Origin of the sequence: Hoylesella buccalis ATCC 35310 (assembly GCF_000177075.1) — a bacterium.
Classification (GTDB): Bacteria; Bacteroidota; Bacteroidia; order Bacteroidales; family Bacteroidaceae; genus Prevotella; species Prevotella buccalis.
The window spans coordinates 19,867-27,873 of record NZ_ADEG01000066.1 but is presented as its reverse complement, the minus strand read 5'-3'; the positions used below and the strand labels follow the sequence as shown (position 1 = coordinate 27,873).

The window sequence follows — 8,007 nt, the reverse complement described above, 5'->3', positions numbered from 1 at the left end:
CGATTTGAGTTTATTGTATATCCGTGACAAAACAGCATCAACCAAAAAACATCCGCGACTCCCCAATGAAAGAGTGCCGCGGACGTATAGAATTCATGAGCCTTCTAAACGAGAAATACTATTTTATCTCGTGCCATCCCTCATTTTGTTCTATCCCATGATACCGCACCTCCGACCAAGGTATGGGATAGTAATATTGGTTGGCTCTAAATACCCGTTCGGCAGCCTGACTCTTCAGGCCGCTGACTGTATAGGTAGTTGTACCATCTGCTAACTTGACAATCTTCATGCCCTGCAAGGGGTTGGTAGAACCGTTCAATTTATCGAACGCTGTTCCCAATCGAAGATAATCCCAATATATAGACTCCTCGAAAGCTAACTCCACACGACGCTCATGAAGTATCTGCTCAAGCGTAATGGAGGGCAAAGCGTCCATGTGTACTCTCTGTCTAACCTCGTTAACAGCCTCTAAAGCCTTGGCAGCATTTCCCACACGGAACTGTGCCTCTGCATAATCAAGTAGCGCCTCAGCGTATCTCCAAATGATATAATGCTGTTTGCTACCATATTTGCTATCACCGAAAAGCTCTGTTTTGGGGTCAAGAAACTTACGCATATAGTATCCCGTGCGTGTTACAGCAGCGTTACGACTGGTACCATATTTCGTAAGGTCAGCGCCAGGCACCTCCTTTCCCTTGTCCACAGCATAATGTATCTCAAACTCATGTTTGTTGTACGTTGAGCCATCATAAGTGATGTTGGCGTAAAAGCGATAATCACGATTAGCGTACGGATGTTGTGCGTCATAGGTCTTGCCATCTCGCATACCATATTCATCCACGTGGTTCTGAGTGGGAACATAGGCACAACTGGTTCCAGCAAAGAATGGTGAGGCAGCGTCTTCGTCGAGACGGTGTCCGAAATCATCTACAATACCGTCAGCACTGTGTTGAATCTCGTAGATAGACTCAGAACTGTTGTGGAGTCGGAAAAGTGAATTGTAGCTCTCGGCTATCTCACTTTCGGTATTGCCTGTAACTGGCATTAATGAGTAGCATCCCAAACGCATCAATTCTTCATAGGCATTAACCGCTTTTTGCATCATCTCTTTGGAACGATCAGACTTGAAGCCGTAGATGGTTTTGCCTTTGTTTTGGAACGCTGGTGACCCCACCCAGAAGTACGCTTTGGCTTTGAGCATGATAGCTGCACCTTTTGTTACACGTCCCACATTCTCTGGTTCGTTTTTCACAGCGAGTAGATTGGCAGCCTTGTCCGCCTCCGAAGCGATATAAGCCACCATCTCCTCATATGAGGAACGTGGGAATTTGCGTTGGTCATTCAACGGGTCGTACAATTCTTGAATAAGCATTGGTGCACCAAAACGACGGAGGAGTTGGTAGTAATACCATCCCCTAAAGAAGTGAGCCTCACCCAAAACACGATTTTTATGTGCTCCATCAGCTATTTCGTTTGCATTGGCTAACAGCCTATTGATGTGCTGTATCATTTCATAGTCCTTGCCCCACTCATTTAAGCCCGCAGTATTGATAGCTTCTTCTTCGCCAGCAACTTCCTCAGCGAAAATAGTACGGCTCCATTCTGTACGCGAGTAGGTGATTTGGTCGGTAAACCATCCTGTGTACGGTTTTGACATATAGCGCAAGAACCAACTTGTAGACATCATTGTGCTGAAACCGTTGGAAAGATTGTGATACCATACTAAACTGTACTCGTCCAAAAGGTTGGGGCTTGCCCAAATACTCGGCTCCGCAAGTTTATCAACAGGCGCTTCGTTAAATAGGTCGTCACAACCTGTTGTCACAAAAGTAAGCGACAAAGAGGCAAAGCCAGTCAATATATATTTACTAATTCTGTTCATAATCATAAGTTTATGTATTCCTTTTTTAGAAACCAATATTCGCATTGATACCATAAGTGCGCTGGATAGGATATCCTCGCATTGATTCGGGATCCATATACTTGAGCTTGCTCCATGTATAAAGGTTGCCACCCATCAATGATATACTAAGCGATGAGAGTTTGAGTTTGCTCAACACAGAAGAAGGCAGCGAGTAGCCAACACTGACAGATTTTAAGCGTACAAAACTGTTGTCACGCACCCAGAACGATGACTTCTTACGGTTGTTGTCTCTTGCCGTTGCCAACTTGACACGTGGGAACGAGGCGTTGGGGTTATCGGGAGTCCAACAATCTGTGAGGTGGTAATCTTGGAACTTGGGCAAGCTACCGTTTTCTAATGAGTACATCTCGCTTACGTATTGCTTGAATCCTGCCACTCCTTGGAACATGACACTCACGAAGAACCCTTTGTAGCTCGCACCCAAACGTAAACTTCCAGTGAAATCAGGATATTGTGAATCTCTGAAAGGCTTCAAGTCTTTGTCATCCAAAACGCCATCATCATTCTGATCCTTGTATTTGATATCACCAGGCTTTATCGTTTTGTTTTTGCCTTTGTACGTTCCATCTTGGTTGAGTTTCCAATTATCAATCTCTTCTTGCGTTTGGAACAAACCTAATGACTCGTACATCCATGTGGTTCCAGTGCTTTGCCCCTTTCTTCGCATGTTCTCCAATTGGTTGGATTCATCTCCCCAATCTATCACCTCATCACGCCCTAATGACAACGTGAGCGCAGCGTCATACCTAAACTTGTTGATACTGTTTCTGTGCGTGAGCGTAAGATCCCATCCCCAAGCTTTCAGCTTGCCAAAATTCATCAATGGAACACTACCATTGGTACCTGTAGAAGCGGGGTACAGATAGTCGGGAGCAGGTGTCAGCATATCCGTGCGGTAGCGAACGTAATACTCGTAAGTAAGCCCAAACCTGTTATCCCAAAACCCAAGGTCTATGCCAATGTTGTAATCACGGTTCTTTTCCCATGACAAGCGTGTGTTGGGATAGTTTCCTGTGGCCACGATTACTGCTGGTTTGAACACACCACCGACGTTGTAGCCATAGGCGGGCGAATAAATATATTTAAGCAAGTATGAGTAATCTTGCACACTTCCATCACGCCCTAACAAGCCAGTAGACAAGCGAAACTTAACGTTGCTCAACACTTTCTGCCTCCAACTCTTGAAAAACTCTTCATTAGAGAGAATCCATGATGCTGAGACCGTTGGGAAAAACGCCCAACGATGATCGGGGTGGAACTTTGCGGATCCGTCCATACGGAAGCTGAATTCAGCGAAATATCGATTAGAGAATCCGTAAGTGGCACGTCCAATCAACGATGCGCGCTGTACTTCGCTGTCAACTCCATGCAACGTTCCCGTATTGGTAGAACCAAGAACCTCGGGATATAGACCAGGCAAGTCATTGTTGGTTCCATCCATAGACTTTCGCTTATAAGATTGGTAGTTAGCTACTAATAATCCTGTAACATGGTGCTTGCCACCAAACGTGCGATCGTAATTGGCACCAAACTCTATTAAGGCGTTATCAACGAACTGGGTTCCTTGATATACACTTATTTTAGCTTTAGGATAAATAGTAGTCTTGTCCACCGTTATCTCCTTGTTTTTTTCGTTGTACAGATACAGCGTCACGGGGTTGTTATAGTTCTTGTTTAACGAGCTATTATTATCAACGGTTACCCTTCCGTAAACTGACAGTCCCTTAACCCAGGGCAATTCCCACTTCAAATTGGCCGTAACGGTGTTCATCTTGGTTGTCATTTGTTTATAACCGCCTAATCCACGCACCGATATCAAAGGGTTGGCATGACCGATACTTGCCAAATCGCCATTATCGTAGACAAACGGTTGAGTCGGGGCATAACTGTATGCTGCATCGATAGTGGTGTAGCTTGTGTTCTTATATTCTGATCGAACGCCACTCATGTCAAGTGATAGTGTCAATCCTTTGGCTAACGTGGCATCGAGCTTTGCAGCGTAATTGAAACGATCGCGTCCTACACCACTATACAATCCCACCGTATTGGTATAGGCTCCAGAAATGTAATACCTTACAAACTTGTTGCCACCAGAGAGAGATACAGCATTCGTGGTGGACGTTCCATGCGATTTCAGATAGTCGAGCAAATTGGTATCAGCATATTTATTGGGCATGGATTGTGTCCTAATTAGCTCCAATTCTTCCTCTGTGTATGGCTGAGCGTTTCTCACACCCTCCACCGCCTTGTTGTAGAGCTTGGCATATTCGTAGCTCTTCAGGAAATGAGGAAATTTCGTGGCTTCTTGGATATTAAGCTGTCCACGATAGTTCACACGCACTTTAGAGTCGCCAGAAGCGCGTTTTGTTTTGACGAGTATAACGCCATTGGCAGCACGCACACCATAAACGGCAGCGGCAGCAGCGTCCTTGAGGATGGAGATACTCTCTATATCATCAGGGTTGAGGTCGGAAAGACGCTGTTCACCCTCCGTGGTGTTCTCCGAAAAACGAGGAATACCATCTATGACCAACAATGGCGAACTGACCGCTCCCGACATGGCACGAATACGAATGGAAGCCTCTCGGGCTGCACCCGGGTCACCAGAGAGTGACATTACTTGCAAACCGGCCACCTGACCATTCAAAGCTTGGTCAAGGTTTGGGGTGGGCATGCGCAGTAGATCTTCACCCTTCACCGTCTCGATAGAGCTGGTCAGGGCCGACTTCTTCTGCGTTCCATAACCTACGACGACCAGCTCATCCAAGTTTTGAGCGTCTTCTTTCAGCTTGATGTTTAGGAGTTTGCCAAGAATAGTCTGCACAACAGTTTCTTTATATCCTAAATAAGACACGACGATGTTGTTCTTGCCCTTGGGCATCACAATCTTGAAATTGCCATCCTTGTCAGTGATCACACCCGTTTTTTCTCCCTGTGCCTTCACCGCCGCTCCTATGATAGGAGTGCCCGAGGAGTCAACAACTTTTCCTGATACGGTTATGTCTTGTGCCAATATAGGCATCGAGCATAGAGCCGACAACAGCAATGATAACAAGAAGGATTTTCTCATATTCTTACTTCTTTAATAGTTTATCTATTTGCAATATCTGGTATTCGTAATAATTGCGCGTCTTCGCATCTCCCGTCGTTCTCTTCTGCTTATACAGGGCTACCACTTTTTTCAGCTGACTAAGCATAAGTGGCTCCAGCAAGTTGGGCGACAAGGCTGGTAAGCCGTAGTTAATGCGCATGAAAGAATATTCTGCATCTGTGTGGCTGCATGGCAGAGTGGGCAGGCAAATGTTGTCATCCTTCAACTCCTCTTGGAGCAATGACAGTCCTTTCTTTTTAGAATCGTCGCCGTCCAATCCGGCACTCTTCTTGAAAAGCGAGATAATGGAAGCCTGCAAATTAATGTCAGATTCAGAAAGAGCCTTACCCTTCAATGTGTTTTGAAATATCTCATTGAAAGCGTCGTTCATATATTGTCCGAGACTATAATTCTTGGTCGGATTAACTTTATAACCCTCGCTCACCCTGAACAATGTGGTCGCGCCAAATATGCCACCAGCCAACGATTTTTGCAGCTTCATGTTTACAGTTGACGGCAAATCCAATTTAACTAACAGCGATTGCGGAGACAACCACGAGTTGTATGTGAGTGCTTGATTCACCAGCCACTTCATAGCCTTGCGTTGTGTAACCTTGTCCACGTAGGTCTTGGCACCTTTTTGGTTGTCGCCTTGTCTAATCTCATGGAAACAAACACCTCCCAAATATGGTATGACATGATGAAGGTGTCGTGAGTATTGAGACACCACCTCCTTGTACATTGCAGTCACGTCATCATAGCTCTTACCCTTCTCAAAGGTCCATTTCTCAAGGTTTTTCACGATAATCTTTAAGTTGCTGATAGCGTAATTACCAGCCTTGATATGATCATTACCCAAGTCTTCCGACTGTGCAGTGGGGTCAACTGTTCCCATAAATTGCTGAGCACCAAACTCAAACATAGGATTTCCCTTCTTCGCATCTATCCAAGCATCCAATGTTTTTTTCTCCGCCTCTGGCGTGTCAGCGTCCTTAATCAATCGATACCCCCAGTTGATGGCATAAATATCAGCTACACCCAATATGGGTGGGGTGAGTCTTACGCCACGCTCCAAGTCACCAGGCTGGGCAACGAAGTTGTTGCGAGCATAGTCCATGATACTTGGCGTAGTTCCGTATTTTTGTGTAAATGAAGGGCTACGCAACGAGTCTACAGGAAATGCGTAACTCGCACCCATGTTATGCATTAGACCAAGGGTGTGTCCCACTTCGTGGGCGGCAACGTAACGCATGGACTCTTGCATGAGGTCGTCATCAAAAACAGCTTTATGTGTGCGTGCGTCGACAGCGGCAGTTTGTACAAATCGCCAATCGTGCAACAACGACACCACATTGTGATACCATATCACATCGGCGGTCAATATCTCTCCCGTGCGTGGGTCAACATAGCTCGGCCCCATCGCATTGGCAATGTCGGTAACAGCATATTTCACGCAATTATAGCGCATGTCATCGGGGTCGAAGTTGGGATCATCCTTAGGATAATCCAAGGCCTTTACCACATTCTTGAACCCCGCAGCCTCAAAAGCCTTGTTCCAATCCTCAATACCTTGTCGAACAGTGGCACGCCATTTTTCTGGGAAAGCCGTGTCCACATAGTAAACAATTTGTTTTTTTGGTTCAACAAGTTCACCGCTATAATATTTTTCCCATTCTCCATCCTTGGGTTCCAACCGCCACCTATTAATATAGTTCTTTGTGTCTATGTTGTCTTTGTTAGAAGAGTAAATGTTTTTTTCTGTCTCGAAGAACCCCACGCGCTTGTCTTTTAGACGCATGCGCATGGGCTTATCAGGTGCCACGAACAGCGATCGGTGCATCTCCACTGTGTATGGCATGTCCTTTTCCGTCAAATTGTAAGACAGCACACTCTTAATCTCCACATTTTTAGGAAACGCTTTCACTTCAGTGATACCCGACGCATCAGAATCAAAAGTCCCTTTCAACGATTTTTTTCCTCCAAGAAGGATTGTCAGGGGATTATCTTTTTTTATCGGACTAATACATTTTTCATTGCCACCAAAGAAACTCGTCACTTCAATGAGTACGTTTTTGTCCTTGCGTCCAGCTATCTTGAATGCCTTTAAGACTGGATCTGCGAAGTTGGATTGAAACGCCACAGCTATTGGGTCGTCCTTGGATACCACGTTATCGTTTTGCACCAAGTGCATGTACACCCGCGTGCTGTCCTTGGTGAAACGCAGCAACATGGGGTTCGTAACCATCTGTCCTGCCACATAGTCACTGGTGTTGCTGGTCTTAGAGACACGATTTGACAGTATGTAGAAGTGCGAGAACACCGAATCTGGCATTTCAAAATACAACTTCCCATCCTTTTTCTGATAGGTGTTGAACATGCCTTTGAGTACCTTGGCATCCTTGATGGCTTTGTTATAATCCTCAATTCCGCCCGTTTCCTTTGGTTTGTCGGCCAACACCTTTAGCGCATCAGTCTTCTTCTTGTCTTTTTTCTTGGCAAGTGTAGGATTGGGAAACATCATTCCCATCAAAAAAAGAATAATCCAAAATTTTTTCATACTAGTTTTGTATAATGTGAATATTGTTTGCAGTACTTAAAACTCGCCGCTCTCCATCAATACATCAAACACGCAGTCACGACTAGCTCAACATACAGAGTGCGTTTCATCGGTACGGTGATTTCTCTTCTATAATTTTGCAAATATATACATTTTTAGCCTACTCTTTACATTTTCTCCAAAAAAATTGACATGGGAATCAACATTTTGATATATCGTAACAGAAATGTCGGAGTGTTGCTTTTGGAAAGTTACGCAAAAGATCAATGGAATTAAAATAGGTGGGCGAGTAGAGGCGTGATGCATCTCGGGTTTTCAATAAATGTTCAAATTTTTGGTGTTTTCAAAATATTCGTTCTAGAAAAAATATGCTCTTTTTAAATGGTGTTTAGCGCTTTTTGCACAACCGTAGGTCTGTTTTTGACCAATAACATG

Annotated in this window: 3 protein-coding genes; all 3 read right to left on the bottom strand. The window is 44.7% G+C overall.

What is annotated here, in order from left to right:
- Positions 1-118: 118 nt before the first annotated feature.
- Genes HMPREF0650_RS07330 through HMPREF0650_RS07320 form a run of 3 tightly spaced genes read right to left on the bottom strand, consistent with a single transcriptional unit; the run spans position 119 to position 7,572 of the window.
- Entirely contained in the window at positions 119-1,882 is a 1,764-nt protein-coding gene (locus HMPREF0650_RS07330) for a RagB/SusD family nutrient uptake outer membrane protein (protein WP_004349633.1), read from the bottom strand.
- Positions 1,883-1,907: 25 nt separating this feature from the next.
- Positions 1,908-4,994: a SusC/RagA family TonB-linked outer membrane protein gene (locus HMPREF0650_RS07325; protein WP_004349631.1), complete on the bottom strand. Its 3,087-nt coding sequence runs from the start codon at positions 4,992-4,994 to the stop codon at positions 1,908-1,910.
- A 4-nt stretch (positions 4,995-4,998) separates the two neighbouring features.
- Positions 4,999-7,572, bottom strand: coding sequence for a zinc-dependent metalloprotease (locus HMPREF0650_RS07320; RefSeq protein ID WP_004349629.1), 2,574 nt, complete (start codon positions 7,570-7,572; stop codon positions 4,999-5,001).
- Positions 7,573-8,007: the final 435 nt, after the last annotated feature.